The 24,767-nt window shown below is 57.8% G+C and carries 22 protein-coding genes; 8 read left to right on the top strand and 14 right to left on the bottom strand.

Going from position 1 to position 24,767, the window contains the following annotated elements; all coding sequences use genetic code 11:
* The first annotated feature begins 169 nt into the window (after positions 1-169).
* The 5 genes from M4951_RS23175 to M4951_RS23155 all read left to right on the top strand — a co-directional run bounded on the left by M4951_RS23175 (position 170) and on the right by M4951_RS23155 (position 4,891).
* Entirely contained in the window at positions 170-646 is a 477-nt protein-coding gene (locus M4951_RS23175) for a TadE/TadG family type IV pilus assembly protein (RefSeq protein ID WP_262023976.1), read from the top strand.
* 48 nt (positions 647-694) lie between these two features.
* Complete coding sequence (locus M4951_RS23170) at positions 695-1,174, top strand: TadE/TadG family type IV pilus assembly protein (protein WP_262023975.1); 480 nt, start codon at positions 695-697, stop codon at positions 1,172-1,174.
* Between the two features lie 52 nt (positions 1,175-1,226).
* A complete protein-coding gene (locus tag M4951_RS23165; RefSeq protein ID WP_262023974.1) occupies positions 1,227-3,104 on the top strand; it encodes a vWA domain-containing protein in 1,878 nt (625 codons plus the stop codon).
* Between the two features lie 247 nt (positions 3,105-3,351).
* Entirely contained in the window at positions 3,352-3,963 is a 612-nt protein-coding gene (locus M4951_RS23160; protein WP_262023973.1) for a thioredoxin family protein, read from the top strand.
* Between the two features lie 52 nt (positions 3,964-4,015).
* Positions 4,016-4,891 (top strand): ThuA domain-containing protein, encoded by an 876-nt coding sequence (locus M4951_RS23155; RefSeq protein WP_262023972.1) that lies wholly within the window; start codon positions 4,016-4,018, stop codon positions 4,889-4,891.
* Between the two features lie 46 nt (positions 4,892-4,937).
* On the opposite strand, the gene M4951_RS23150 is transcribed toward M4951_RS23155, so the two are convergent.
* From M4951_RS23150 to M4951_RS23125, 6 genes are read right to left on the bottom strand one after another with little or no spacing between them, the layout of a single operon-like run.
* On the bottom strand, positions 4,938-7,421 hold the full coding sequence (locus tag M4951_RS23150; protein WP_262023971.1) for a hypothetical protein: 2,484 nt from the start codon (positions 7,419-7,421) through the stop codon (positions 4,938-4,940).
* Between the two features lie 9 nt (positions 7,422-7,430).
* A complete protein-coding gene (locus M4951_RS23145) occupies positions 7,431-7,877 on the bottom strand; it encodes an ExbD/TolR family protein (protein WP_262023970.1) in 447 nt (148 codons plus the stop codon).
* On the bottom strand, positions 7,877-8,305 hold the full coding sequence (locus M4951_RS23140; protein WP_262023969.1) for an ExbD/TolR family protein: 429 nt from the start codon (positions 8,303-8,305) through the stop codon (positions 7,877-7,879). Before M4951_RS23140 ends, M4951_RS23145 begins: the two co-directional genes overlap by 1 nt.
* The gene (locus M4951_RS23135; protein ID WP_262026961.1) at positions 8,302-9,132 is read right to left on the bottom strand and encodes a MotA/TolQ/ExbB proton channel family protein; all 831 of its coding nucleotides are present in this window, start codon (positions 9,130-9,132) and stop codon (positions 8,302-8,304) included. The genes M4951_RS23140 and M4951_RS23135 overlap by 4 nt, the downstream gene beginning before the upstream one ends.
* A gap of 19 nt (positions 9,133-9,151) precedes the next feature.
* Positions 9,152-10,180 (bottom strand): tetratricopeptide repeat protein, encoded by a 1,029-nt coding sequence (locus M4951_RS23130; protein WP_262023968.1) that lies wholly within the window; start codon positions 10,178-10,180, stop codon positions 9,152-9,154.
* Positions 10,177-11,166 (bottom strand): hypothetical protein, encoded by a 990-nt coding sequence (locus M4951_RS23125; RefSeq protein ID WP_262023967.1) that lies wholly within the window; start codon positions 11,164-11,166, stop codon positions 10,177-10,179. The genes M4951_RS23130 and M4951_RS23125 overlap by 4 nt, the downstream gene beginning before the upstream one ends.
* A 526-nt stretch (positions 11,167-11,692) precedes the next feature.
* Here M4951_RS23125 and M4951_RS23120 point away from each other — a divergent pair.
* Positions 11,693-12,967 carry a DUF1570 domain-containing protein gene (locus M4951_RS23120; RefSeq protein WP_262023966.1) on the top strand — a complete coding sequence of 425 codons (1,275 nt, stop codon included), beginning with the start codon at positions 11,693-11,695 and terminating at the stop codon, positions 12,965-12,967.
* A 238-nt stretch (positions 12,968-13,205) separates the two neighbouring features.
* Positions 13,206-13,790: a peptide deformylase gene (def, locus tag M4951_RS23115; protein ID WP_002655754.1), complete on the top strand. Its 585-nt coding sequence runs from the start codon at positions 13,206-13,208 to the stop codon at positions 13,788-13,790.
* Between the two features lie 217 nt (positions 13,791-14,007).
* Here the strand turns inward: def and M4951_RS23110 are convergent, their stop codons facing one another.
* The 6 genes from M4951_RS23110 to M4951_RS23085 all read right to left on the bottom strand — a co-directional run bounded on the left by M4951_RS23110 (position 14,008) and on the right by M4951_RS23085 (position 21,075).
* Positions 14,008-14,457, bottom strand: a complete 450-nt coding sequence (locus M4951_RS23110) for a response regulator (protein ID WP_262023965.1) — start codon at positions 14,455-14,457, stop codon at positions 14,008-14,010.
* A gap of 73 nt (positions 14,458-14,530) precedes the next feature.
* A complete protein-coding gene (locus M4951_RS23105) occupies positions 14,531-14,953 on the bottom strand; it encodes a hypothetical protein (RefSeq protein ID WP_262023964.1) in 423 nt (140 codons plus the stop codon).
* Positions 14,954-15,343: 390 nt separating this feature from the next.
* Positions 15,344-16,657, bottom strand: a complete 1,314-nt coding sequence (locus tag M4951_RS23100; protein WP_262023963.1) for a hypothetical protein — start codon at positions 16,655-16,657, stop codon at positions 15,344-15,346.
* Between the two features lie 186 nt (positions 16,658-16,843).
* The gene (locus M4951_RS23095) at positions 16,844-18,118 is read right to left on the bottom strand and encodes a YcxB family protein (protein WP_262023962.1); all 1,275 of its coding nucleotides are present in this window, start codon (positions 18,116-18,118) and stop codon (positions 16,844-16,846) included.
* Positions 18,119-18,160: 42 nt separating this feature from the next.
* Positions 18,161-19,312 (bottom strand): YcxB family protein, encoded by a 1,152-nt coding sequence (locus M4951_RS23090; RefSeq protein ID WP_262023961.1) that lies wholly within the window; start codon positions 19,310-19,312, stop codon positions 18,161-18,163.
* Between the two features lie 20 nt (positions 19,313-19,332).
* The gene (locus M4951_RS23085) at positions 19,333-21,075 is read right to left on the bottom strand and encodes a M3 family oligoendopeptidase (protein WP_262023960.1); all 1,743 of its coding nucleotides are present in this window, start codon (positions 21,073-21,075) and stop codon (positions 19,333-19,335) included.
* A gap of 188 nt (positions 21,076-21,263) precedes the next feature.
* Here M4951_RS23085 and M4951_RS23080 point away from each other — a divergent pair, with 188 nt between their 5' ends.
* Complete coding sequence (locus M4951_RS23080) at positions 21,264-22,184, top strand: DUF4282 domain-containing protein (RefSeq protein ID WP_262023959.1); 921 nt, start codon at positions 21,264-21,266, stop codon at positions 22,182-22,184.
* Positions 22,185-22,277: 93 nt separating this feature from the next.
* Here M4951_RS23080 and M4951_RS23075 read toward each other — a convergent pair whose 3' ends face one another.
* Together M4951_RS23075 and feoB are read right to left on the bottom strand one after the other, a co-directional pair.
* On the bottom strand, positions 22,278-22,484 hold the full coding sequence (locus M4951_RS23075) for a FeoB-associated Cys-rich membrane protein (protein WP_262023958.1): 207 nt from the start codon (positions 22,482-22,484) through the stop codon (positions 22,278-22,280).
* A 41-nt stretch (positions 22,485-22,525) separates the two neighbouring features.
* Complete coding sequence (feoB, locus tag M4951_RS23070) at positions 22,526-24,757, bottom strand: ferrous iron transport protein B (protein WP_262023957.1); 2,232 nt, start codon at positions 24,755-24,757, stop codon at positions 22,526-22,528.
* Positions 24,758-24,767 lie beyond the last annotated feature (10 nt).

The raw sequence follows: 24,767 nt of genomic DNA, 5'->3' as shown, positions 1-24,767 counted from the left end.
GCCTGAAATCTATCAAGAATTCTCCATTCTTCCGCGACTTTCGCCGGCGTTCTGACCTACGTTTCTGTTGGCGGCTATTCGGCTGCCGACGCAGCTTATCTCGCTCGATTCCTTTTCCCTGTTCGCCGGTTTTTCTCGGCGATCCACTTTTCGTAAAGACGCACGTCGTATGTTACGAGTACGCAAAGTACGAACTGCCGATCGCCGTGGCGCAACGCTCGTCGAAACCGCTTTGGTATTGCCGGTATTCTTCTTGTTTGTGTTTGCAATCATGGAGTTCGGCCATGCGACGATGGTCTCAAACGTACTGAAAAACGCGTGTCGAAACGCGGCCCGCTGGGGCGCTGCGAGTGGAGCGACGACCGAAGAAGTCGTCGCCTACGCACGCAATCAAATGAAATCAGCCGTCAACACTGACGCGGTGACCATCCAGGTCAAGGACGCCAGTTTCTTTGATGACGGCGGCGATCTTCCCGCCAACTCCAATGATTGGGCAGGCTTGCCCGATCTCGAATTATCCGAAGCCGAGTCGCGACAGATGTTTCTGATCCGCGCGACGGTACGCTACGGAGACGTAACCATCGTGCCGCAGCCTTGGTCGGCTGACGCCGTCTTGGGCGGCCAATCAATTACGCGTCACGAATAGCCGGTTACGTCACAACCAGACACACGTTGTTGGAAAGGAAAGAGGCCGATGTTACGCTTTCGCCGAAAACAAGTCGCCAGTCGCCGTGGAACGGCGACCGTAGAATTTGCCGTCGTAGCGCCGTTGTTTTTGACGATGGTCGTCGGCTTGATCCAGGGAAGCAAGCTGTTTGACTCCCACTCGGTGATGGCGCAAGCGGCGCGCGACGGCGCGCGATTGGGCGCGATGGATCGTGCGGACTGGGTGGCGCAGGGGATTCAGTCCAACGACAAAATCAAACAAGATGTTCGCAATACGTTGGCGGCCGCTGGATTTGACCCGGAAGAAGTCGACGTCTTTATCGAGTTTCCCGACGATCCTGGCAACGAGTTTGATCTGGATGATCCCGCGAATGACTTCCAGTTGTTTGAGCTGCGAATCGAGACGCCGCTTACTTCGTTGACCTCAACGCATAACGACAACGAGAACCAATTCAAATTGGTGAGTAAGGTCGTATTTCGCAATAGCAAGAGCACGATCGTTCAGTAATCGCGCTGTCGCGACGTCCTTTTGAATACGCCAAATCTGGGAGAATTTCGCTATGCCTCGTTTCGCCTGCAATTGGACCAATCGACGCTCGGCTCGCAAGGGGATCTTCGTCGTGTTGGCCGCCGTCGTGATGGCCGTTTTGTTCGCATTCATTTCTTTCGGCATCGACACAGGGTTGATTTCGTTGGAACAAACCCGAATGCAGAACGCAGTGGATGCGGCGGCCTTGGCCGCTTCGCAAGAAATCACTTCGGCTGTCGCTCAAGCAGGTGATAGCGGCGGCGACCCCAATTCGATCTCGATTTCGTTCGCCAAACAAATGGCGGTCGATGTGGCGGCGGCGAACGGAGTATATCTCAACGCTGATCGCGATGTCGTGTTTGGCAAGCGTACGTATGATCCCGGCAGCGGCGAATGGACGTATGACTGGACCAACGGCCCTTACAACGTCGTGAAAGTCGAAGCCCATCGCGATCAACCGAACCTGGAAGCTCCCGACGGCCGCGTGCCGTTGGCGTTTGGGTGGGCGGTCGGTATCCCTTCGATTCCGCTGGTCACCTCGGCGACCAGCTTTGTCGAAGCTCGCGATATGGTGGTCGTGCTCGACTTCTCGGGCTCGATGAATGACGACAGCCAGTTCAAAGCGATCAATCGCCTGGGCAAGGATGCGGTTACGCAGAACTTGCGAGACATCTTTACTTCGATGAGTCCCAATGTCGGCGATTTGCCGCTGGAGCCGACATATCTGACGGTAGTCGGCGCGGCGCCGACAAGCGGATGCGATTCACAAGTTCAGGTCACGTTCAAAGGGACCGAAGTCTATGTGCAATCGTCAAAAGATTTGTCGAACGTCGTGCTGCAGTTTGATAACGGCAATAAATACAAGTACGACAATCTAAACCAAGGGAAGACCGGAACCTTCCAAGGAACCGGCTACAACAACAATCGCGTGATCACCAAGGCCTGGGTCAAATCGGGTTGCAATAGTAGTGGTGAAGGCTCTGGTTATGGCGAGCGCTTTGAAGACACCAACAGCGCCGTGAAAAGCGCGTTCGGACTCTACGACGTTTCTTATCCTTACGCCTCCGGCAGTTGGGATGACTACATCAACTATTGCCGCAATGACAACGACGTCCGTTCGGCCGACTATCGCAACATGTACGGCGGGGTCACGTTGGCCAACTATTGGCTTGCGAAAAAGTACAACTCTTGGCAGACCCAGGATCTCTGGAAGGCGCCCCACTATCCGTTTCATGCGGTGAAGAACGGCTTCACGTTGTTCCTCTCGTTTTTGGATGATCTCGACTTTGGCGACGAAGTCGGCGTCGTCTCGTATGACGAAAGCGCCCGGGTCGAACATACGCTCGACGAGCATGGCGAGTACGCGACGCTCGGCGGAAACAACATCAGCGAAGACTACGATACGCTCAACCTGATTCAACGTCACAAGCAGTCAGGCCATTACGGTTCGTACACCGGCATGGGATACGGCGTAAAAGAGGCGAGTGAGCTGCTGACCGAACATTCGCGGCATGGAGCGCGGCCGACGATGGTGGTGATGACCGACGGCCAAGCGAACCGCTACCCCAACAGATGGAGCCTGCCGTACGAATGGGACTGGGCTGACTACACCGACTTCGATGGGGATGGCGATGCGGACTACAGCACCAATGACAAATCCAAGCAATACGCTTTCTACGAAGCGGTCCAGGCTCACAAGCTGGACGTGACGATCCACACGATGAGCGTCGGCTTGGATGCCGATCGAAACTTGATGACGGCGATCGCGTTCGCTTGCGGCGGCGTTCATATCGCGGTCCCCGGCGGAGCGACGGTGGCCGAAATGGAGCAGCAATTGCTCGACGCATTCGGTCAGATCGCGGCCAAGGTTCCGCCGCCGCAATTGGTTTATGAGATCACAGTGAATTAAAACGGGACGTGTCCTGCCGGATGGTCGGCGGCGATTTCGGTCGCCGTCGGCCATCCTCCCTTGAAACAGCAGAGAGAATAACCTCGAGTCGTTTATTGCGTGTGTTGCCCGTTGCTGACAAAGGCCGTCCTGTCCTGGGGACGGCCTTTGTTTTTCTTGGTTTGCTCAAGCAATGGTGAAATCTGGGGCGCGGCTCGTTAAACTAGGTAGAACGGCTCGCCCTTCGATCCTTCACCCAAAGTAAACAATGCTCTCACGACTCTGGACCCTCGTTGCGCTGTTTAGTCTGACTACGTTACTGACGGCCGGCGAGTTTAACCCTGTCAAAAACATCGGCGATAAGGCGCCTGTCTGGCAAGATTTGCCTGGCGTCGATGGACAAAAGCACTCGCTGTCTGATCTGCAAGCCAAAGAGGTCGTCGTCGTCGCTTTCACCTGCAATACGTGTCCTTACGCGGTCGACTACGAAGATCGCTTGAATCAGCTCGCCGCTCTGTACGCGGCGGCCGATAGCCGTGTCGCCGTCGTTGCGATCAATTGCAATTTGGTGGAAGAGGATTCGTTGGCGGCGATGAAAGAGCGGGCCGCCGAGAAAAAGTTCGCCTTCGCTTACCTGGCCGACACTTCTCAAGAGAGTGGTAAGCAATTTGGGGCGACGCGTACGCCGGAGTTTTTCGTGCTGAATAAAAAACGCGAGATCGTCTATATGGGCGCTCTCGATGACTCGACCGACGCCGACAAGGCGCAGACCAATTATGTGCAATTAGCGATCGACGCCGCACTGAAGGGGGAACGCCCCGCTAAGACGGAGACGATCGCGATTGGTTGCAATATCCGTTACAAACGTTCACGACGCTAAGCGACACGCGTTCGACTACTTTCCTCCCCTTTCGCACTCCGGAGTTTCCCTCATGCGCATGTTCTGCACCTTACTTTGCCTGTTGGCGCTGGCGGCGCCTGGCTTTGCCGCTGATGCGAAATTGAAAGCGCTGATCGTCGATGGTCAAAACAACCACGGCATCTGGCCCAAGACGACGCGGATGATGAAAGCCGATCTGATCAAAACAGATCTCTTTACGGTCGATGTGGCCACGACCGAGCCGAAGTCGACGGAAGGCTTTGCGCCGGAGTTTAAAAATTACGACGTCGTGATTAGCAACTACAACGGTCAGCCCTGGCCGAAAGCGACGCAGGAAGCGTTTGTCGACTACGTCAAAAATGGCGGCGGTTTTGTGGTGATTCATGCCGCTGACAATGCGTTTGGCAATTGGGATCAGTACAACCGCATGATCGGACTCGGCGGCTGGGGCGGCCGCAACGAGAAGTCGGGCCCCTACATCTATTACGGTAAAGAAGGAGAGGTCGTCCGCAACACGGATCCCGGTTCCGGCGGTCACCATGGCGCACAACATCCCTTCCAGGTTGTCGTGCGCGACGCTGAGCATCCGATCACCAAGGGAATGCCAAAGGCCTGGATGCATAGTCAAGACGAACTCTACGATCAGCTTCGCGGCCCCGGTGAAAATATGCACATCCTCGCGACCGCCTACGCCGAGCCAGGCAAAGGAGGAAGCGGTCGGCACGAACCGATGCTGATGACCATTCAGTATGGCGACGGGCGCGTCTTTCACACGCCGATGGGACACGCCGACTACTCGATGGAATGCGTTGGCTTTATCACGACTTTGTGCCGCGGCGCCGAATGGGCGGCGACCGGCGCGGTGACGCAGCCCATTCCGGATGACTTTCCGAGCGCCGACGAGGAGAGCAAGCGGACGGCAAAGTAGGAAAGAGAGCTTGCGCCGAATTTTTTGGCGCCGGATATCATCCACACTACTTTGCTGTTGTAATCAACTTCTCAAATCTCGGCTTCCACTGGGGGCCGCCGAGATCGGGGTAGAGCGTCTGCAGGTACTTCAGCAGTTTCGCCGCTTCCTCGTTCTCGCCTAGCGTGATTTGCAGACGGGCCGTTTCGTACTTCGCTTGATACCAGCGATCCGATTGCGGTTGGCTCATCCTGGCGCCGATCAAACGCCAGATATTTAGCGCTTCGCGGCGCTCGGCGACCGAGCCGTCGGCGGCTAACAGTTCGGCCAGCGCGACTTGCAGCACCACGTCTTTTGGCTGGGTTTGAGCGACGGTGCGCATCTCGGCTAGCGCCGCCTGACGGTTTCCGGAAGCGGCCAACGCGTCGGCTTCAAGCTTTTGCAGTTGCGATTGTTGCGGCGGCGGCAATTGCACAGCACGCGGCTTAAGCTGTTCGATCGCTTGCAACTGCAGTTTGGCGAGTTGCGATTTGGCGTCTCCTCTCGCGGTGCGACTGATCTGTTGCAAAGCGGCGATCACTTGAAACAGCTTCTCCGGCTCACCGCCGCTCACGTCGGCCAGGGCGGCGGCGGCGCCTTGTTCGTCTCCACCGCCGGCAAGCGCGATAACCAACAGCGACTGCATCCGACTGCGCCAATTTATCGGAGCGTCGGCGTTGGCTTGTAGGGCCAAGCGAATGGTCGTTTGCGCCGTGGCATAGCCATTCTTCACGTAAAACAGCAGCAGTTCGGCCAGCGCTTCGGCGGCTGTGCGGCGCGCTTCAGCCGATGGCGAGGTCAGCGCATACCGTTCGAGAAAGGATTGCACTTGCGCGACGTCGCGCGGTGATATTTCTCCGGTGGCGCTGGCTTGGGAAAAATGCTCCCGAATCGCCGCCGCCGCTAAAATCGCCGCTTCCTCCGCTTCGTCAAAATCGGCCGGAATCGGCAGCAGCGTATCGACCGCTTGGCCGGCATCTCCGTTGGCCAGTTGATACTGAGCCAACCAGAGTCGCGCGCGATCGGCCGTTTGGCTGGTCGGCCAGCGGATCAGGTGCTCACGCAATTGATCGACATAGGTCTTGTCGTTAAGGCTGGGATCGGCTCGCATCGCCAGTGATTGATAGTAGGCGGAAGTTAAGTGAGTTTCTCCCGCTTTCTCTTGCGACGGAAACAGATTGGCGAGTTGCCGGAGTCGTTTCGCGGCGTCGGCGTACCGCTGTTGTTTCGCCAAGACCGCCGCGGCCGTCTGCCGCAGTTGAAACTCGCGGTCCCCTTTTTTCTCTTCCGCTGCGGCGGCCGCCGCGCGATCATACGTCGCGATCGCATCGACATATTGCCCGCGGCGGTAGTATCCGTCGGCAGTTCGCTGGAGCAGATCAATGTCTTTGGTTCCGGCCGATTGAGCGTTTTGCGTCAGCAGCAGTTCAGCGCGGCGCGCCCAATAGGCGCCGTAAAGTTGCTCAAGATCGCGAATGACGGCAGAAGCTTGCGCTTGCCATTTGGCTCCGGCTGCGTCCCCATTTTTGGCGGCCGCTTGCCAGAGCGCGACGTAGGTCTGAAAGTAAGCGAAGTCGAGTTCCGGCGAAGTGACGCCGTTCAGTTGACGTCCCTGATCGATCAGTTGTTTCGCAACGTCGATTTGTCCGGCATCGAGCGCCAAGCGAATCTGCTCGGCCTTCGCTTTCAGCAATACGCCGGCCGGCGGCTTACCGTCGGCGAGCGTTATGATCGCGTTCTCCGCTTCCGCATATTTTTGCAACAATCGCAAAGCTCGGATTTCGGCCAAACGACTTGGCCACGTAATCGGCGACGAATCCCCCAACTTGGTCAGCGGGTCGAGCGTTGTTAAAACTTGCGTCAGCGAGTTGATCCGATCAAGACTTTCTGGCGGATAGGTGAGCGCCTGATTCTCAAGTGCGCGGGCCAATTCAAACTGTAAGTTGCGCGATAGCCCGGTCAGTTCTTCACCTGATAGCCCTGGTGCGCCGCGCTGCAGATCGGCGGCGATCGTCAGTCGTTTCGCTTCGGCCAGCAAACCTTCCAGCCGCGCGATCGACTTGCGCAACAGCAGCTGCGTTTGCTCAACCGATTCGGCGCCGGCGGCGCCGAGTTCGGACTCTTGCCGAATTTGCTCGGCTTGGGCGAGCATCGCGAGCGCGCTTTGGGATTCGACGATAATCTGTCGCGGGTCGCCCCCAAACTGCTTGGCGTATTCGGTTGGCACGCTCTGCGCGGCGGTCCACCAACGATTGCGATCGCCGGTTGGCGAATTGAGCGCATGCGCGGCGAAGGTGCGAATCAACTCGCCGGCCAACACGCTGCGCTCGGCCTGATCCTGGTCTGGCGCGACCAATCGTTCGGCGGCGTATTTTTCGGCCAGGGCGAACAGTTGCCGTTGTCGCAGCCCGGCGATCATCTGCACGTCGGCCGATTCATCCGCGCAGAGCCGGCCAGCGCAGAGCAGCAGCGTCAGTCCGAGGAGCTTGCAGATTGTCGGTTTACGCGGCATGACGAACGCTCAGCTTTTTGCGTCGACGGCGAATTGGATGTCTTGAAAATTCAGCTCACGGGCCAGGTCATAGATGTCGATCACGTCGCCGACTCCGACGGCGCCATCGGCGTCAATCACCAGCGGCACGTCGTTCTTGATCGAGGCCAACGTCTGCATCAATTGACGCACCTCGGATAGTTGAAAACGGGGTTGATCGTTTACCTTCCAGACCAAACGGCCCCGTTCTTCGGTCAGGCGAACGACCACTTGCTCAAAGTCGGCCAGCTCGGGGGGCGGTTGGACGTTAGCGCCGGTTCCCATCTGCGGCGTCAGGTTGCTGGGAAGCGAATACTCGACGACCTGAAAGCTGGCGGTCCACAAAAAGAAGACCAGCAGCAGGAAGACGACGTCGATCATCGGCGTCATCGAAATCTGTAAACTCTGGCGGTCGACGTAGGGAGACGAGCGGCGCATCAGCGAGCGTCCTCCCCGCGAATCACCGCAAAGTTCACGTTCCAGACGCCGGCTTCGGCGGCGGCCAACATGATGGGTTTCACATGTTCGTAGGCGACATCACGATCGCAGCGAATACGAACTTCCAGGTCGTCGCCTGATTGGCTGCGCTGAAACTCGAGTCGCTGGCCGATTTCTTCCAGCGTCACCGGCTTGCCCGCCAACAAGACGCGACCATCTTTTGCGACGTTGACCACCACGCGCGGACGTTCGTCGTCGATGATCTCGTTGCCGGTTTCCGCGGTCGGCAACGGCAGCGGCAATTGACTTTCTTGTTTCGCCAAATGGCTGGAGACGAGAAAGAAAATGATCAACAAAAAGACGACGTCGATCATCGGCGTCATGTTGAAGTCGAATTGTCCTGGCCTGAGGTTGGCGTGGACTTTCATCCGCTGCGGCCTCCCTGCGTGGGAGCGGCCGTTTGACGACGGCGACGTTTGAGCGGTGTGAAGACCTGCTGCGCTTCATAGGCGCATTCCGCGACCAATTCGTCGACCCAGTTGCGAAACACGGCGAATGCGCCGAGCGAAGGAATCGCGACCAGTAGTCCGCCGACCGTGGTGACCAGCGCTTGATAAATTCCTTCCGCCAGATCAGCCGCGCCGGCGGCGCCTTGCGTGCTGGCGACTTGCTGGAAAGCGAAAATCATCCCGGTCACCGTCCCTAGCAGACCGACCATCGGCGCGATGTTGCCGATCACCGAGAGGTACTCGATCTTGCGAAAGAGCCGTGCTGACTGCTCAGCGACTGAATCTTCAAGCGCCTTCTCGACGCCGGTCCAACCGCTGTCGAGTTCGGCGATCCCGCTTAACAATACAAACGACAGAAAGCTGGGATGCGTATGGCAAACCTTTTCCGCTTCCTTCACGTTGCCGGCGATCAACTGCTCGCGGACTTCATCGGCCAGTCCTGGCGGCGAAAGCTCTTTGTGGCGAATCGCCATCGCATGTTCAAAAACGAGGTAAGCTGCGGTCAACGAGAGCGCGAGCAACAGCAGCATGATCAAATTGCCGACGATCCCGCCGGAAAGCAAAATGTCGATAAAGCCGGTCCCTTCCGCCGGTTGGCTGGGGGGACTCTCAAGCGGCGCAGCGCCAGCCGGCGTGTTCGCGTCTTGCGCCAATAGCGTGGTTGCAACCGAGGGTTGCTGCGTGATGAACCAGTAGCCGCCGCCGATCAACGTCAGCGCGAGGGACCAGATCATGATGCGCGTCATATTCGCCAAGTTCGTCTCCTTACGGCGAGGCGCCGCCTGCTTGTTCCATGCGTGCGGAAGCCTCTCGGGCGATCGCATTGGCGGCGGGGTAGTCAGTAATGATTTCGCGATAGAGACGCTTGGCTTGCACCGGGCGCCCCAATAATTCTAGTTGTTTGCCGGCCCGCAACAGCGCTTCGGCCGCCAGCGGTCGGTCGACGTTGTCGAGGATCGGGATCCGCAAGTATTCGAGCGCCGCGGATTCCGGCTGTCCGTCGCGGGCAAGCGCGTCACCCAGCAAAAGTCGCGGGCCGCTTTGCACGGTCCGCGGCAGGCGTTCCACTTGGGGACGACGTTCGGCAATTCGATCGGCGGTTTGCGTCGTCGGCGGCTCGGTGCGCCAAAGTTGCATTTCGGCCAGCAAGGCCAACTCGGCAGGAGCGGCCGTGCGCAGTTTTTGCAGCGCCGCGATGGCCTGACTTCGTTCGGCGGCGCTGAGCAAAAAGCTGGCTCCCATCAGTTGGGCGTGGGGAGAATCGGTTTTCTCTAGCCAGGCGATCGCCGCGCGATGCAAGTTGACGTCAGGCTCGCCGGTCTTCCAGGCCAACGGCATCGCATCGAGATACGGCGTGTAAGGATCCGATGCGACCAGCGCCAAAAAGGCGTCGCCGGCTGCATCATTGCGACCGAGATTTCGTCGACAGCGGGCCATCTCGGCGATCAACATGCGTTTGACCCATGGTCGCGGTTCGGCGCGATAGGCTGCTTGGAATGCGATCTCGGCTTCGGCAAACTTTTTTTGGGCGGCAAGGGCTTGTGCTTGGCGCATCTTCTCGGGCCAATCCGAGTCGACCTGTGCTACTTTGGCGGCGGGAATCTCGATCTGCCGGCCGCTCAGCGTCGTCATCTTCAAGGTTTCGCCGGTAAAGTCGTTCACGTCGCCGACATAGACTTCCGGCGCACGCGAGTCGACCGAGTGCTGCAGATAGACGCGATCTTCGGCAGCGGCGCCGACGGCGCCGCCGAGGACCAACAGCAGCGCGAACAAAATCAAGCGAAGCAGGTTCAACGGCGCGCCCTCAACTTGGAGGTGTCGACGTAAACGTGCTGTCCGCCGTTCTCTTCGGCCAAACGAACGAGAAAGTTGCGGCGACCGTCCCAGGGGCCGACCCCAAACTCGATCGTGTTGATCACGGCGCTGCGGTTGCGACGGCGAATGTCGGCCATCTCTTCTTCGCTCGGCGAGCCGTCAGCGTCGGTTAAAAAGAAGATAACGTCAGGGCTCATGGCCAACGCCATGTACAGCGCCTTCAGATGCTGCGTACCGCCGCTCGCGACAATGCTGCCCACAAATTGTTCGGCGAGGGCTTTGCCTTGTTCGTCGGCGAACATCAGCCGCGGCGTTCCGCCCAGCGGGTTAAAGACGCGCGGTTCTTCGTTATAGAAGATGATTTGAAATTGATGCAGTTTGTCGAGCTCGCGCAGACTTGCCAGTAACTCGCCTTTGGCGGCGGCCAGCGGGCGGCCAGCCGAGTTGCCCATGCTGCCGGAGCGATCAAAGACGTAGGCGAACTTGCTGCCGGTTCCTTCGATCCCAAACACGCGCGTTGTGCCGGCGCCGTCAATGCCGGACTTCGAGCCTCCGCCGCCTCCGGTCAAGCCGCTGGCGCTGGGGAGGCCGGTCCTATCGGACCCGTCGGTTTCGCCCCCTTCGCCGGTCGGCAGAAAGCCGGTCATATCCAACGGCGGTTGGTCGGCCGAAGGCAAACTTTCGGACATCACCGCTTCGGCGGTCGACGGAGCATTGGCCGCGTCGGCGGCGTCGTTCTGGTCGCCGTCGACGTAGTCGGTTCGGCCATCCGAACGCTCGGCCAGGACAATGCCGCCGCTGCGACTTGGTTCGCTCGCGGCGCCGCGCGGCGCCGAGCGGATGGTGATCGCCAACACGACGATGACTGACGCATGCACCAGCATTGACATCAGCCAGGCCGGCAACGCAAAACGGCGTTTCGCTTTCTCGCTCTCGGCGTCAGGTAGATGGACAGGTGCGATCATCAGTGACCGGAAGTAGTTATAGGGAAAGGAAGGCGCGAGCCGCGCCTAGGGCGCGGATTCTAGAGCGGCGTCTATCTGGGGTCAACGTTGGATCCGCGGCCGATGTTGCTAGCGGCTTCGCTCTGCTACTTATTATGCCCGGTTTTCGCAATTTGGGGCGAAATTTGCCGTTCGGCTCCTACGAACGGAGAGTTCGCCGATTTCCAATGCATGGCGCCTCCGTTTTGCGCCGACTTCGGGGCAATTGGGCCAAAGTTTCTAAAGATGATTTTGCTCTCGCCGGCAATCCAGGACATAATTCGGGGGGCGAGTTACCCACCGTTCCTCTTTTTTCCAATAGGTTGTCATGATTGTTCGAGGCCTCTTAGGACTGATGCTGGGGTTGGCCTGCGTATCGCAATCCTGTGCGGACTTGGTTCTGTATAACGTTCCCGGAACGGGTTTGGTTTTTGTTCTTCAAGGCCGAGCCACCGTTAACCCAGGTGCAAACGTCACGTTTCGGCATGCGACGTTCGGCAATCTGTACATGAGCGCCGCGGACGTCAAGATCTACAAAGTTCGTTCCGTTCAGTCGCAAGCCGCCAATGAGTTGAGTACGGCCAAAGCGGCCAGCGATCTTGCTGGCTGTCTCGATGCGGCCCAGCATGCGTTAAAGATCGGCAAGTTGGATCTCTTCTATCAGGCCTGCAGAGCGGCTTGGGAAATTGATCCCCAAGACGATCGCGTGAAGAAGTTGGTCGAATTAAAGCAGGCGGTCGACAAGCCGATACCGATCGACCCGGCGCAGGAAAAGATCATGCGGGACTTCACGAAGAACCGCGCGGATATGAAATTCCTCCGCAGTAAGCATTTTCTGTTGTTACACGATACCTCTGGTAAAAAGGATGAACGCACCGGGATGACGCGTGCCGAGGAACGTCTCACGCTGCTGGAAACGGTCTACGAAAGCTTCCTGATGAAGTTCTGCCTGGAAGGGGTCGAACTGGATGTGCCTGACAAGCTGTTGATGGTGGTTCTCTTCGCCGAGCATCGAGAATACCTCCAGTTCGTGAATTTGTTGGGCCCTGACTTGGCGTCGGCGGCCGGGTTCTACCATCGTATCGACAATGTGGCCGTCTTTTACGACCAGGGAACCGACGAGTCGTTCGAGGTGCTCAATCTTCTGAACAAGAAAATCCAGTCAGAACGAGACGAGATCGTCCGCCGCAAGATCCGGGGGATGGCCGATGTGATCCGCTTTGCCGATACGCTGAGCCTTTTGATTGAAGTGAAACGAGAGAATCTCGACATCGAAGTCGTCAGTCACGAAGCGACCCATCAACTGGCCGCCAACACGGGGCTGATGCCGGCCGACTCTCCCATTCCGGTTTGGGTCGCCGAAGGTCTGGCCACCTATTTTGAATCTCCCAAGCAAGCGGCCTGGAGCGGGATTGGCGCGGTGAACGCGGAACGACTGGAATGGTACCGGGAACTTGCTCCCCTCAGTAGCGTTTCTAACATCGATTTCATCGCATCGGATCAAATCTTTACCCGCTCGGCCAACAACTTTGCGACGTTGCACGCTTATGGCCAAGCGTGGGCCTTGACCCACTTTCTCATGGAAAAGCATTTCGACAAGCTGGTCGAGTACTATCGCGAACTGGGCAAGCTTCCCAAAGCAAGTCATGCCCAGCCGGACGAATTGCAAAAGGTGTTTGACCAAGTCTTCGGTGAAGACAAGCGGGCCCTGGACGGCGAGTGGCGCGCCTACATGCGTTCGCTGAAAACCGATCTGGAGAAAACTCTGGAAGACGCTAGGTAAGCGGCGTCGCCCAGGCTCCGATCGCCAGACGATCGAAGCCGTTTTTGCTCGCCCCATTTTAGCCATTGGGGATTCTGGTGATGCAGGGGATCGCGCGTCAGTTCAGCTGTCGCGGGGATTTGCAGCTGCGCCGGCGGTCAGCATCCTCCCCCGAACGGAGATTTCGCCTATAATTGGTGGATTATCGCCATGCCCTCGTGTTCCCAGATGGGAAAGAGGCTCATTGAGGAGTTGTCCGTTGCCGCTTGAAGTTGTCCATTATCCGCATCCCACGCTTCGTTACCAATCCAAACCGGTCAAACGGGTTGACGCCGATCTGCGCAAGATCGTCGCAGAGATGTTCGAGCTGATGTACGAGAATCGGGGCATCGGACTCGCCGCGAATCAGGTCGATCTGCCGATTCGCCTGTTTGTGGCCAATCTGTCCGGGACCAAGGGAGAAGGGGAAGAACTGGTTTTCATCAACCCAGTCATCTCGCGCCCCAAAGGGAACGAAGAAGAGGAAGAAGGCTGTTTGAGCCTGCCGCAGGTATTTGGTCCAGTAAAGCGACCCGCCGAGATCCAGTTTGACGCCTACAACCTGCAAGGGGAACTCTTCAGCCAGAGAATTGACGGCATGCTGGCCCGGGTCGTGCAGCACGAAACCGATCACCTGGACGGAATCATGTTCTTTGATCGGATGCAGCCCTCAGCGATCCAAGAAATCGCCTACGACATCGAAGAGTTCGTCATCGACTTCAAAAGCCGCCGCGACGTCGGCGGAATGCCAACCGATGAAGAGATCGCCGAGCGTCGTCAGCAGTATGAAGCGACGTATTGCTAGCGAATGAAGTGGTTCGCCCCGATAGCTCCGCTATCGGGGCCGACGAAGTCGGTAAGAGGCATCATGCCGCGGTTGAAGTCAAATCGGCGGCTCGCCAACCTGTTTGGCGATATCGACAGTCGCATTAGCCGCCGCGTGGCGATGGATGCCTCTTACGGCTGCGCCGCCCCGATAGCGGAGCTATCGCGGCCAACCAGCGGATTAGGCCTCTGGCCGCTTACGCGTCGTGTCCGGACTCGGTTTCCATGTCAGCGATGTACCGCCGAAGTCGCTCGTTTTCGTCCTGCATATCTTTGATGCGGAGCATGTTCGATATGCGCTTGAGCAACTCGACTTTGTTGACGGGTTTCGAGAGAAAATCATCTGTCCCGGCAGTAACTGCACGTTCGATGTCTCCAAGTTCGTTGAGCGCCGTCACCATGAGGATCATGATCCTGGAGGTCGCCGGATCGCTCTTAAGTTTTTGGCAAACTTCAAAACCGTTCAGCTTTGGCATCATTACGTCGAGCAAAATCAAGTCAGGCCCAAATGAGGCTGCTTTGTCAAGCGCGTCTTGTCCGTTGACGGCGATTTCGACATCGCAGTCGACTCCGGCGAGATAGGCTTCCAACAGTTCGACGTTGGCTTGATTATCGTCGGCGATCAGTATTTTGTTGGTCTCGGCCATCGGCCCCTTTCCGTAGGCGAATATCACGTCTCCTACAGAATTATACGGGGAATCTCGATAGACGAGAATGACGCTAGTTCGAAGCGATTCTCCGCCGCGAGGGGACTGCCTGGCTTAGTTCCTGGCGATATTCGATCGGCAGCACTTCTCGTTCGAGAACCTCTGGATCGTAGGTGGTCCACGTTTCTTTGATCCGACTCGCGTAAACGCGTCGCATCACGTGCATGTCGCGCCAATAGCTAACGTACGTGTCTTTGCTCCAGTCGCGCTGCGGCATTTGCCCAGGACTTTTGATCAATCGCCAGGCGCGAACCTGGAAGCGGCCGTGTGAACTGTCCCAGTCATAAAAAATGAGCTGGTCGATCACGTGCCGTCCTTGTTGATCGTAAAGGTGGTTGACCTCAATCAGGTCGACCTTATCGACAGCAGCCGTTTCCTGGGGAGCGGCGCCAGCGATGGCGAGCGTCAGAATGCTCGCAGCGATGAGACTAGTCATGCTCGTTTCCTTTCATCCATCCATGGTTGAGGGATATACCCCTCGCCCTGTTCCGAAGCGGCGAAGGGTCGGCGAGTCGCCTGCGACGTAATGTCGCAAGCAGAGCAATCCTATGGCGAAATCTATGCCAAATCGCTTGCGGAGTACCGAAGCGTGGTCGTTACCTGATATCAGGTAATACCTTGCGGAAAATAAGAAATCCGAAATCTAGAGCTCTGACACTATCGGTGAATTTGATAGTGCGCACGTTTTTCGCGGTTCCTAAGCAAAAATGCCTAACCGCTGCGCAATCACCCATCCAAGATCTGGCATAAGACGGGTCGAGTTTGGCAATAAAAAAAGGAGAGCCGTAAACGGCTCTCCTTTCAACTTTACGGTTTGCGGTCCGCCTTACGATTTTGACGAATCTTCGTCCGGCATCCGGACCATCTCGACCTTCTCACTTTGGCCGCTTGCGTAATGAATGAGCACCGGGGTCTCGTCTTTCGTCAAGCTTTCCAGGTCGGTCTGGAAGGTCACGCTCGTATTGTCGCCGATCTGCCAGGCGACCTGCTGCGTCTTCAAGTCGACGGCGCCGTGAACAGTTTGGCTGTTGCCGGTCTGAGCGTGATAGTAGGTGCCGGCGATGTTCCCCGATTTGCTGACCGCCAATTGGATCAGCATCTTGGAAGAAGTCGCATCTTCGCCGTCGACGATCGCATAAACGCCCAGCGGCATCCATTGTTCGCCGTCATCGGCGGTTGGCTGCGGAGCGGATGAAGCCAATTGCGACGCGTCGGTCGCTTGTTGCGCGGCGTACGTCTGCTGATCTTCGACCGTGGTCCCTGCGGGGTAGTAGTACGAATCACTGTAGACGTAGGTGGTCGGAGTCGCTGCTGCGCCGATCATCCAGCCGGTCACCGCGCCAAAGCTGGCGGCCGCCCAAGCGTCGGCGTGCGGATAACGATACTGCCAAGCGTTCGGGTGAGCGCCGTACCAGCCGTTGGAGAAGGGACGGGGCCCGTTGTTCCAATAGCCGTTCATGTTGTTGTAGATCTGGCCGCCGCGAGCATTCACGTTCACGTGGTTGTTGTTCACGTTGACGTTGTTGATGTTATTGTTTCGAATGTTCGTATTGTTATTGCGAACATCGACGTTGCGGTTGTCCAGATTCCGATTTGTCAGATCCCGATTGTTGTTGTTCAGATCACGATTGGTCGGATTCACATTGCGATCGGTTAGATCACGGTTGGCCGGATCCAGATTGCGATCGGTTAGGTCCCGATTGGCCGGGTTGACGTTTCCTTTGCCGCCGTCGATTCCCAAAAAGTTGTTCAGTTGGTTGTTGTTAGGGCGACCATTACCGGCCGGATTGCGACCGCCAGCAGCGCCGTTGCCGCCGAACTTATCAAGGTTGCCCCCTTCCAGGGCGCTCGATAGACGCGAGTTGCCGCCGAAGCTTTGCCCGCCGCGATCCCCACCGCCAAACCGACTGTCGCCAGCACCGGGGCGACTGCCCAGATTTTGTCCGCCGTTGAAATTGCCGCCGCCAAAGTTTCCGCCGCCAGGCGAAGGTCGATTGCCGCCTCCAGCGGGTCGAGCTCCACCACCGGCGCCGCCGCGTGCGCCTCCGCGAGCACCGCCGCGGGGACCAGCTTCCAATGTCAAGGGAGCGATTAGTAGTAGGGCCAACGTAACGGTCGAAAGCGATATGAGTCGCGACATAGCGGTGAATTCTCCAAGACGAAGCAATCAGGATGGGACGCCGCGAATCGGGCGTCTTCCACCTTCAACATGGCATGTAAATCGCGTCATCGCGGGGGAGGAGTTGCGGAAGTCGCTGGGCGAACGGCATTCAAGCACGCCGATTTGCTGCAATCGGGATAATCGCTAGAACCGCCGATCGATCGCTCAGCTTTGTGGTGAACGATAAGGATTGTCGCCGTCGACCACTTCGGCTTCGATCAGCTCCGCATCGATCCCGAGATTCGACGTTTCGATCGCCGACGTGTACCACGTGAGCATCTCTTCGGCGAACGACTCGGCGGCTGTGGGATCGGCGAACGCCGCCTTCGGAATGATAAAAGCAATCGACGGCAAGACGTCGCTGACGTAGATCGCGTCAGCGTTGTGCGTGATCTGGGCCAAGGCCGGCCAGCGGATCGCCAGCACCATGAGCCGATTGCGGACGACCATGCCTGGCGGCGAAATGCCGATGGATCGCGGCTCTAAAAGCGTCTTCGGAACTCGCCAACGATTGGTGAACTCCCGCAACTTCAGCACTGCTCGGAAGGTTAGGATCACTGCCGAGACTGTCGCCATCGCAAGGGCGAAAAAACCCAGCCAAGGCGAAAACTCCAGCGGAGCGCCAGCCTGCCAATGCGTTCCATAGGCGATCACTGCGAGGATCAGGTTCATGAGAACGGCGACCAGCATCGTGGTGAAATGCCCCAGCCAGGATGATCGCAAGGATGTCGCCCCTGGATTCATTGCGTGCGCCCACTCACCGATCGTGTTTTGATACGAAGTTGTCCGCCGAGCGCGGTGTGACCAGTCCGGCAAGAACGCTTCGACATCATGCGCCAGATCCCCGTCGGGTTGGTTCACCGCCGCGGCGTGATAGGCGAGCGCCGTTTGATAAAACAGCTCGGCTGTATGGGGAGAATCAAAATCACGATCAGGAACAATGTAGGCGCGGTTCAGCGGTCGAATCAAGATGATCGCACCACTGACGCGCTGCACCGATTTCAAATAGGTCCATGCTTGCCGTGAGCGATATTCGGGATGTTCCGTCTCGATAAACTCGGGCGTAATCCGCAGGCGAATGCGGCCCGGTTTAACAGGGATCTTGCGGAAGAATTGCAGCGTCTGCCAAAGGAGTCGCGCGGCGAATAGCACTGCCGCTAACAACAGACCCAGGCCGAGGATGTAGTGCTCTGACGCGAGGAAAATCAAAATCGCCGGCGCCGTCGCACCCAAGACAAAACCGGGGGCCGTGATCAGTAGTTCGGCGATGGTCGACCAGGGCAAGACTCGCACCATGTAGCGGATATCTTCCGGCGCGTTTTTGTATTCGACTTCCATCTCGCGCCGATCAGGTTGGGGGGAGAGTTCGAAAGGATTGTCGTTTGCCGGCGAATCGCTCGACGGTTCCTGCAGCGAATAGCGCTGTTGGCCAGTGCTCATCGCTTCAACAAGGCGCCATTGTCGACGACATGCCGCCGCGACTCAAGCTTGCGGTGATCGGAATGGATCTTCGCCGTCGTCGGGTTGGGTAGGCAGCGAGTCGTTGGCCGCTTCTTCGGCGTCGACGGCCAACGCTTCTTGATGCCACTGGATCGCCTCATGGGCGAAGTGTTCGGCTTGGCCGAAGGTGGGAAACGTGCGCTTGGGCGCGATCTGGCAAATGTGGTCAGACGATTCGAGAAAATAGAGGAAGCTTGTATTTTGCAACACGGCTTCCAAGCCATTCCACTTGGTGCAATGGATCGCGAACGGCGTTAGCGCAATGACGCCGATCGGTGAAATGAAGAGCGTCCGTCTGGCGAGCCATTGTTCTGGCACGTCATGCCGCCGACCTCGCTCGCTTACGACCAGAGCCAGCGAGATTGAACCGACATACCAGAAGGCGGCCGCAGCGACCAGGCAAAAGGCTTTGAAGCCGATGTGATTGATGGTCCACGCCATATACAGCATCAAGACGCTGAGAATCAGAAAGAACACGTACTTCGAGAGTCGCGTTCCCATGCTTTGCCAGGGAGACTCGTAGGCGCCAAACTGCATCGCGTGCGCCCAATCAGCGCGAGTGTTCTGATATTCGACGCTCAGCCCGGCGTCGCGCGTCCAGGCGGAGAAGAAGTCGTCGTCGTACAAACCGATCGCCGGCAAGGTTGTCTGTAAAGCTTCTTTGCGATACTGCTGCGCCAATGCGGCGAACTGACGCATCTCGCTGGACGATGCGAAGGCCCGCTTGGGAATGACGATTGCTTGGAGTCGATCAGGATAGATCAACACGGCTTCACGATTTTCGATCACCTCTTCGATATGGGACCAGGAGAATCGCGCCCGATGATTGTCGGCTGCTTCTTCGAGAAAGTTGGGGGTCAATCGCACACGGAACTGGCCGCCGGGGAAGATCGCAGCGGCCGGCAGTTGAAACAGATAGCGCGCGTAACGGTACAAAGCGCTGTAGTAGGCGATCGCAATCATGCCAGAGACCCAACGAAAGTCGAGCAGCAGCGCCGGAATCACGCCGGGAACGCCGATCAATACGCCGCCGACGATCAGTAACACATGGTTCCACCAGCGATGCTGAGGAGCTTCTTCAGGGCCAAACGCGTCCGCATCTTCAGCGCAATATTGAAACTCAACTTTGTCCATCGCCCTCGCCCAAGAATTGACTACAGCTTCAAATACTCGCGGGCCTGTTGGACCACTTCTTTCAAGCTGCCGGGCTTAAACGGGTTTTTCAAACCGGCGCTGTCGACTAATCCCGAGAACGGCATCGTGCCGCCCCGTTTGCAAAGGTCGACATAGTCTTGCATCGCGGTGGCGAAGTCGCGCTCGGATCGCACCCAAAACTGCAGCGCACAGCATTGGGCCAGCGTGTAGTCGATGTAATAAAACGGCGACATATAGATGTGCCGCTTCTGCTGCCAACGGCCGCCGCTTGATACGTGCGGCAAGTCGCCGTAGTTGGTGTCCGGCAGGTACAGCCGCTCCATCTCTTGCCAGATCGCATGACGGCGCTCCGGCGTCGCGTCTGGCTCGGCGAAGATCGCATGTTGAAAATGATCGACCGCGACGCCGTATGGCAAGAACAACAGCGACGTCAGCAAATGGATGCGACGGAAACGCTCGGCCGCGTCGCCAAAGAACATCTCCATGTGAGGCCAGGTGAGAAACTCGAGACTCATCGAGTGAATCTCGCACGCTTCGTAGGTAGGCCAAACATGCTCTAGCAGCGCGGCGCCGTCAAAGCTGCTGTAACACTGGAACGCGTGTCCCATTTCGTGCGTGAAGACCTCGACGTCTCCTTTGCTGCCGTTGAAGTTGGCGAAGATAAACGGCAGCTCTTCGCTCGGCAGGCTCGAGCAAAACCCGCCGCCTGCTTTCCAGGGGCGAATTTTCAGGTCGAGCAGGTTTTTCTCACACATCAACTGAAAGAACTTGCCCAGATCGACGTTCATATCATTGAACATCTGCTGCGCCAACTCGATTTGCTTTTCGTAGGAGCCCTGCGGAGTCGGGTTGCCGGCGCTGTCGAACAGCCCTTCGTCCCAGAACATCAAGTCCTCGAGATTTAGGGTATCTTCCTGGGTGCGATGGATCTCGCGGCAGAGCGGAACAACATGCTCGCGAACTTCTTCACGATAGCGCGCGACATCTTCCGAGCCGTAGTCGGTTCGCGACATGCGGCGATAGGCGAGCTCGACAAAGCTGTCAAAGCCCAGCTTTTGCGCGATGCCATGACGTAGCGTCACGAGCTCGTCGAAGATCTGATCCAGCTCGACTCGATTGGCGGCGAACCATTGCCAGACCGCACGGGCGGCGCCGTAGCGCACATCGCGATCGGCATGTTCTTCGAACTTCGCGATGCTGGAGAGGTTGTATTCTTCTCCCTGGAATTCGACCTTCGCCGACGCGGTCAGCTCGTTGTAGCGCGAGACGAGCTTCGACTCTTGGACCAGGTCGTCATGGATGCAGGGATCAAACGTGCTGTTTTGCACTTCCCACAGCTGGAACGCATGGGCGCCGAAGATCTCTTCCAGACGTGGCCGCAGCGGCGTTTCGACCAGCTTCTTTTGAATCCGCACGTTGAGTTCGGTCAACTTTGGCGCAATTTCGTCGCGATAATCTTGCGCCGCTTTGAAGTCTGGGTCGTTCGTTTCTTGATTGAAACGGATCTCAACCAGATTGCTCCACGATTCGAGTCTTCGCCGGATGTGGTCCCATTTGCCGACAATCGCGCGAAGCGCATCGTCAGACGTATTGGAGCTCGCCAGTGCGATGTCGAGCTCTTGTTCGAGGGTTGCATACTCTGCCGTTACCGCATCCAGAATGGGATTGGGAAGGCAGTAGTTCGAAAAATCATCCATGGTCGAAAACTGGGGGAGGTAGGTCGGCTCGCGGAATCTTCTCACGCTCGGCTCAACGTAACCGCCGACCGGGAGTGCGTCTAGCGGCGAAGAGCAGCAATGCCATGGAGTTTCCGGCGGCAGTCCATTCCATTGTTTCGTTGACTTGGCGCTGCGCCGCGTTCAAGATGGATGGACGGCACAGAGTAGGCGATCCGGCTTTCTGACCGTGAAGACCCACCCCGAGAAATCTCATGGCCGAAGAATTCTACCTGAAAGCAAACGAAAATGCGCCGGAGACAGGCCCGTTTTCGTCGAAGAAGATGCGGCAACTTGCCGCCGCTGGGCAGATTACGCCCGAGACCCTCGTGCGGCGGGGGGAAAGTTCGTGGGTCCATGCGACCAGCGTGCGAGGATTAGAAGTTCCGACCGGCTCGGCGCCGCTATCGCCAGCGCCTTCTGGGGACGCAGTTCCGATGGGGATTCCGGTGACTCCCTCCGATGGAGTCGTCTCGGCGATTCCCAATGTGCCGGATGACGATCATGGGATCTCGCTCTCGCCGCGAATCACCGATCCCACCGGCGCTACCAGCGAAGCGCAAGTTCAGCCACCCGCGAGCGAGCCGCAGGCGTTTGACGAAGATACGCCGACTCCGCCGTCGATTACCGCTCCGCCACCGCCGCCGCCTGCTCCTCCTGCGCCGCAAGTTGCGACGGTTGTAGAAGCAAAGGGCAAATCGGAAACATCCGAAATCTCGGAGATGATTGCGGTTACTCCGACCGACAAAGCGGAAGCAAAAGGCAAAAAGAAGAAAGCGAAGCATCGTCCGGCGCGGGCAGGCGCAGACGAGGCAAAATCTGGCGGTGGAATCGGCGGACTCTTCAGCTTCAATACGATGATTGCGCCGACGGTCGCCAAGGTTGTCTACTACCTTTGCCTGGCGCTGATTATTGTTGGTTGGCTGGGAGGTTGTGTCGCCGTTCTGGTCGCCGGCTTCGTTGCCGGAGACGTGGTCGGAGCTATTGGGGGCGCCATCGGATTTTTCTTCATGGGCGGCATCGTGGCGCTGCTCTACATTCTCGGGCTGCGAATCGGCGCTGAAGTGGTGATCGCCTTCTTTCGCGCCGCCGATGATTTGGCGGCAATTCGTGCTCACCACGAAGAGAAGCTGTAGCCGTCGAAATTGCGGCCGTACCAATCAAGAGAAGCGTGCAACAATGGCACGCTTCTTTATTCGCGCTGCGAAACGCAGACGAACAATTCGACCCTAACTCTTCGGCTCGACGATCTTGGTATCAAGCTGAATCAGCGTCGTGCGGACGTTGGGGGAGGATCGTTTAGACGAACAGCCGCCGCAACTGCTTCCGCAGCCTTCTTTTTCTTCACGAACCGTTCGCCACATCAAGATGGCGATGTAAAGTCCGCTGCCGGCGATAAAGAGCAAAACGCCGACGTTCTGCAATACGTCTGACATGCCTGCGCCTTGGGAAATGGGGTGTCCGAGACAACCTCCCATTATACGGAGACAAGCGGCGTTGTGGTGAAAAAAGCCGCGATTCTATAGACAATAAAGGCGCCGAAATACGCCAGTAAGGTCATGTAAACAAAAGTAAATATCGGCCATCGCCAAGAGTTGGTTTCGCGTTTAATTACCGCTAAAGTCGCTGCACACTGGGCGCAAAGGGCAAAAAACACCATTACCGACAAAGCGACCGGCAAATTGTAGACAGGGCGGTCGGTTCCGTCCCAAGTCGCTGATTTCAGCTTTTCACGTAGCGGAATAGACTCTTCATCTTCCTCCCCCCCCAGATCGTAGATCACGCCAAGGGTTCCAATAATCACTTCGCGAGCCGGAAACGACGCGATCGTCGCGCAGCCGATTCGCCAATCCCAGCCCAATGGGCGGACGACCGGTTCGACCCACTGCCCGGCTCGGCCAAGATAGCTGTCGCGCAGATAGGCGCCAGCGATGTGATGTTCCAGGTCCCCTTGCTCGGCTTCCAGTTCGTCAATCTTCGCTTGCTCGGTCGCCTGCGCCAGTTCCGTTTCCACTTCGGCCAGACGCGGCGTCCAAGTAGCGACGGCGGCATCGTTGTGCGGATAGTAAGCGGCGGCCCAAACCAACACGCTCGAAGCGAAAATCAACGTTCCAGCGCGATAGATAAACGACCATCCTTTTTCAAAGACCCGCAAGCCGACGGTTGTCAGCGACGGCCATTTGTACGACGGCAACTCCATTACAAACGGCGGAGTCGCTCCTTTCAGCAATGTCTTCTTCAGCACCAGCGCCACAAACACCGCCGCGACGATCCCAACCAGGTACATCCCGGCGAAGGTCAACGCCTGCGAGTTGAGCAAGCCGCCAGCGAAAGAATATTGCGGAACAAACGCCGCGATCATCACCACGTAAACCGGGATCCGCGCCGCGCAGCTCATCAGCGGTGCGATCATCATCGTGGTCAAACGGTCGCGGCGGTTTTCGATCACGCGGGTCGCCATCACGCCGGGGATCGCACACGCGAACGACGACAACAGCGGAATAAACGACTTGCCGCTCAGGCCGACGTTCGAGAACAAGCGGTCCATCAAGTAAGCGGCGCGGGCCATGTACCCGCAGTCTTCCAGGATCGCGATGAAGAAAAACAAGATGCAGATTTGCGGCAGAAAAACGAGCACGCCGCCGACGCCGGCAATCACGCCGTCAACCAGCAGCGATCGGAACGGACCTTCCGCCAAATTGTCGCCGACCAGTCCGCCGAGTCCTTCAAACAAGCCCTCGATCCAACCCATCGGCACGCCGGCGATGTAATCGCTAAAGACGGCGGTGAAGACCGTCAGCATCAAAATCGCGAAAAAGAACGAGCCCAAGATGGGATGCGTCATGACGCGATCAATGCGGTCCGAAAGGGGAGGCGCGACCGGCTTGCGCTGCACGACGCCGCTCAGCGTTTCACGCACCCACGCATAACGTGACATCGCTTCGACCGCGGGAACCGGTACGCCTGATTCCTTCAGGCGCGCTCGGGCCTCTTCAATCGTTTGATGAAAATTGTCCCCCCCCAGCTTCAGCTCTTTTTCGAGATAGCCGCTCGTATCGAGCAGCAATCGTTCGACCAGATAACGGGGCGCCGAGACTTCACTAGCGACCATTTTCCCTTGCAGGCCGGCGACTTCTTCACGAAACGCCGGCGGAAAGGGGCTCATGTATTCGGGCGGCGCCTGGTCTTCGATATGGGCCAGCGCTTCGCGCAGTTGCTGGACTCCGGCGCCATGATTGGCGCGAGTCTCCAGCACCGGAACGCCGAGACGCTGTGCCAATAGCGGAACGTCAACCGTCACCCCTTTGTCCTGGGCGACGTCGATCATGTTCAGTGCGACGATCGTCGGCAATCGCAGCTCGAGCACCTGGCTCAAGATATAGAGATTGCGTTCAAGATTGCCGGCGTCCAAAATTACCAACACCGCTTGCGGCTTGCGTTCGGCCGGCAAGCGGCCCAGCAGCACGTCAACCGCAACCATCTCGTCAGGCGATCGCGGCGCCAGGCTGTACGAGCCAGGCAAGTCGATCAGTTCGATCGATTTGTCGCCCACCCGAAACGTGCCGTGCTTCTTTTCGACCGTGACGCCTGGATAGTTGCCGGTCCGCTGACGAACGCCGGAGAGCGCATTGAACAGCGTCGACTTGCCGGTGTTCGGATTGCCGATCAAAGCGACGGCGATCGACTGGGTCTGCTGCTCTAGCGACATAAAAATCAGG

It is taken from the genome of Blastopirellula sp. J2-11 (assembly GCF_024584705.1).
GTDB lineage: Bacteria > Planctomycetota > Planctomycetia > Pirellulales > Pirellulaceae > Blastopirellula.
The sequence above is the reverse complement of the archived record's forward strand: the minus strand, read 5'-3'. Positions and strand labels throughout refer to the sequence as shown.

Coding starts and splice junctions, on each gene's coding strand:
- M4951_RS23175 (WP_262023976.1), top strand. CDS start 170: ATGTTACGAGTACGCAAAGTACGAACTGCCGATCGCCGTGGCGCAACG.
- M4951_RS23170 (WP_262023975.1), top strand. CDS start 695: ATGTTACGCTTTCGCCGAAAACAAGTCGCCAGTCGCCGTGGAACGGCG.
- M4951_RS23165 (WP_262023974.1), top strand. CDS start 1,227: ATGCCTCGTTTCGCCTGCAATTGGACCAATCGACGCTCGGCTCGCAAG.
- M4951_RS23160 (WP_262023973.1), top strand. CDS start 3,352: ATGCTCTCACGACTCTGGACCCTCGTTGCGCTGTTTAGTCTGACTACG.
- M4951_RS23155 (WP_262023972.1), top strand. CDS start 4,016: ATGCGCATGTTCTGCACCTTACTTTGCCTGTTGGCGCTGGCGGCGCCT.
- M4951_RS23150 (WP_262023971.1), bottom strand. CDS start 7,421: ATGCCGCGTAAACCGACAATCTGCAAGCTCCTCGGACTGACGCTGCTG.
- M4951_RS23145 (WP_262023970.1), bottom strand. CDS start 7,877: ATGCGCCGCTCGTCTCCCTACGTCGACCGCCAGAGTTTACAGATTTCG.
- M4951_RS23140 (WP_262023969.1), bottom strand. CDS start 8,305: ATGAAAGTCCACGCCAACCTCAGGCCAGGACAATTCGACTTCAACATG.
- M4951_RS23135 (WP_262026961.1), bottom strand. CDS start 9,132: ATGACGCGCATCATGATCTGGTCCCTCGCGCTGACGTTGATCGGCGGC.
- M4951_RS23125 (WP_262023967.1), bottom strand. CDS start 11,166: ATGATCGCACCTGTCCATCTACCTGACGCCGAGAGCGAGAAAGCGAAA.
- M4951_RS23120 (WP_262023966.1), top strand. CDS start 11,693: ATGAGCGCCGCGGACGTCAAGATCTACAAAGTTCGTTCCGTTCAGTCG.
- M4951_RS23110 (WP_262023965.1), bottom strand. CDS start 14,457: ATGGCCGAGACCAACAAAATACTGATCGCCGACGATAATCAAGCCAAC.
- M4951_RS23105 (WP_262023964.1), bottom strand. CDS start 14,953: ATGACTAGTCTCATCGCTGCGAGCATTCTGACGCTCGCCATCGCTGGC.
- M4951_RS23100 (WP_262023963.1), bottom strand. CDS start 16,657: ATGTCGCGACTCATATCGCTTTCGACCGTTACGTTGGCCCTACTACTA.
- M4951_RS23095 (WP_262023962.1), bottom strand. CDS start 18,118: ATGAGCACTGGCCAACAGCGCTATTCGCTGCAGGAACCGTCGAGCGAT.
- M4951_RS23090 (WP_262023961.1), bottom strand. CDS start 19,312: ATGGACAAAGTTGAGTTTCAATATTGCGCTGAAGATGCGGACGCGTTT.
- M4951_RS23080 (WP_262023959.1), top strand. CDS start 21,264: ATGGCCGAAGAATTCTACCTGAAAGCAAACGAAAATGCGCCGGAGACA.
- M4951_RS23075 (WP_262023958.1), bottom strand. CDS start 22,484: ATGTCAGACGTATTGCAGAACGTCGGCGTTTTGCTCTTTATCGCCGGC.
- feoB (WP_262023957.1), bottom strand. CDS start 24,757: ATGTCGCTAGAGCAGCAGACCCAGTCGATCGCCGTCGCTTTGATCGGC.